The organism is Frankia sp. CoBUL1 (assembly GCF_978021245.1).
Genome location: NZ_CDXDOS010000363.1, coordinates 1 through 2,562, shown reverse-complemented (window position 1 = coordinate 2,562; position 2,562 = coordinate 1). Strand labels below are relative to the sequence as shown.

Below are 2,562 nucleotides of genomic sequence, written 5' to 3'. Positions count from 1 at the left end.
CCCGGGTCGACCCCGCCCCTCCTGGATGCGCCCAGCGTTCCCACGGGCCTTCGGGAGTGCGCCGGGTGCGGCGCGCCCGTGGCCCGGCCGGGCCACGACGAGCAGGACGAGCAGGACGAGCAGGACGAGCAGGACGAGAGCGTCGCCCTGGAAGGCAGCTGCGCGGGATGCGGCCACCGCTACTCGTTCACCGTCAAGCTGCGACCGGGCGAACGGGTCGGCCGCTACACCGTGCACGGCGTCATCGCGCACGGTGGGCTCGGCTGGGTGTATGCCGCGACCGACGACAACCTCGGCGGCGACGACGTGCAGGCCTGGGTGGTGCTCAAGGGCCTGCTCGACGCGGCGAACCCGGAGGCGCGTCGGATCGCCGAGGGAGAGCGGCGCATTCTGACCACGGTGTCCCATCCGGGCATCGTCAAGATCCTCGACTATGTCACCCACCATGGCGAGGACTACATCGTCATGGAGTACGTGCCGGGGGTGTCCCTAGCCGGCCTGGCCGAGGTCGGGGTGGCGGGACCGGACGGGCGGTCGGCTCCGCCGTCGGCCGCCGACATGATCCGCTACCTGCTGCGGGTGCTTCCGGCCCTCGGGCATCTGCATCGCCTCGGGCTGGTCTACTGCGACCTGAAACCGGAAAACGTGATGGTCACCGCCGAGGACGTCAAACTGATCGACCTCGGCGGGGCGCGCCGGCTCGACGACCGCGTGTCGGGATACCTGTCCACGCCCGGCTACCGGGCCCCCGAACTCGACGACGACGGGGAACGCCCGGCGGACATCGCGCGCACCGCGCCCACGGTCACCACCGACATCTTCGCCGTCGCCCGGACCCTGGCCCGTCTCGTCCTCGGCCGGTTCCCGGGCTTCCTCGGCGCCTACCGGCACGCCCTGCCGCCGCGCCGGGCCCATGCCCCGTTGCGGGACTTCGAATCCCTGGACCGGCTCCTGCGCCGGGCCACCGCGACCGATCCCGACCAGCGCTTCCAGAGCACCACGGAGCTCGCCGACGAACTGGTGGGGGTGCTCTACGAGATCGTGGCCAGAACGGAGGGGCCGGTCCCCCCGTTGGCCAGCCGGTGGTTCGACGCCGTCGGGCACCCCACCGGGGAGGCGGGGCCCGCCGGGACCCCCGCATGGTGGGAGGTCCTCCCCAATCTGCGGATCGACCAGGACGATCCATGGGCGCCCGGACTGACCGCCGGTTCGGACGAGGAACCGGCCTCCCTGGCCACCCGGCTGGCGGCGATCGTCCCGAGGACCACCGAGGTGCGGCTGTCCCTGGCCCGCGCCCAGATCCGGGCCGGGCAGCTCCATGAGGCGGCGGGCACCCTGGACGACGCGGCCGTGGAGCAGCCGCGGGAATGGCGGGTCGACTGGTACCGGGGCCTACATGCCCTCGTCGGACGACAACCGGCCGTGGCCGCCGCGGCGTTCGACCGGGTCTACTCCCGGGTCCCTGGGGAGCTCGCTCCGCGCCTCGCCCTCGCGACCGCACTCGCGGACGTGACGACCACCGCGGACACCGCGCCTGAACGTGACGCGGCCCGGCACCGGGCCGCGGCCCTGTTCGACGTCGTCTCCACCATCGATCCGAGCACGACCAGCGCGGCGTTCGGGCTGGCCCGATGCCGGACCGATCCGACCGACAAGATCGACGCTTATCTACGGGTCCCTCCGTCGTCCGCCGCCTACACCGCGTCGCGGATCCGCATGATCGGGGTGCTCGTCGGCCTGGCCGCCCGACCAGACCGCGCGGCCTCGGGATCGGCGGCCCTGCATCGGGCGGCGACGATACTGGCCGATCCAAGGCTCGACCTGGGCGAACGACGCCGGGCCGAACTGCACCGTGACCTGTTCACCGCCGCCTTGGCCCTCGTCATGACCTACCCGGCCGCCTACCCGGCCGCGGATGCGCCCCGGCCACCGACCCTGCTCAGTCGGGTCATGGTGGAACGGGACCTCCGCTTCGGGCTGGCCGAGACCTACCGAGAGATGGCCCGGTTGGCCGGTGACCGGGCGAGCCGGGTCCGCCTCGTCGACCAGGCGAACCGCATCCGGCCCCGCACGCTGCTCTGACGGTGGCTTCCTTACTCAGTCAGCTTCCTTGCAGCCGTAACTTCCTTGCTCACAGGCACTGAGAGCTGCGGAGCTCGGCGATATCACCTCCGAAGGTATCCAGCGAACCCTGGCCACCAACCATCTCGCGCCGTACCTGCTGCTGCGCTCGCTGATCGGCCCCATGAGTGACCGGCCAGCGCGCTTCGTCGTGGTCGGCGGCTCACCGGCTCCCGCATCACGGTAAACGGCGCTCATCCGGGCATTATCAGCAAGACGGACTCGGCCGAGATTCCCGCGGCGCACTGCGGGTGTTCAGCGCGATGCTCGATCCGTTCAGGCCTGGCCCCGACGTCGGTACCGATACACCGGCATGGCTCGCGACCAGTCCCGAAATCAATGAGCCTTTTCAAAGTAGCTTTTCCTGAATCGGCCATATATTTTCAGGTTGATCCGCCGAATTCACCTGGAGGCCGATCCGACAACAACCTTGATCGAGCA

1 protein-coding gene is annotated in these 2,562 nt (G+C 70.7%); it reads left to right on the top strand.

Annotation, left to right across the window (positions count from 1 at the left end; all coding sequences use genetic code 11):
* Positions 1–2,082, top strand: a 2,082-nt coding sequence (locus AC08OX_RS16905) for a serine/threonine-protein kinase (RefSeq protein WP_476608699.1), incomplete at its 5' end; no start/stop codon positions are given.
* Between the last annotated feature and the right edge of the window lie 480 nt (positions 2,083–2,562).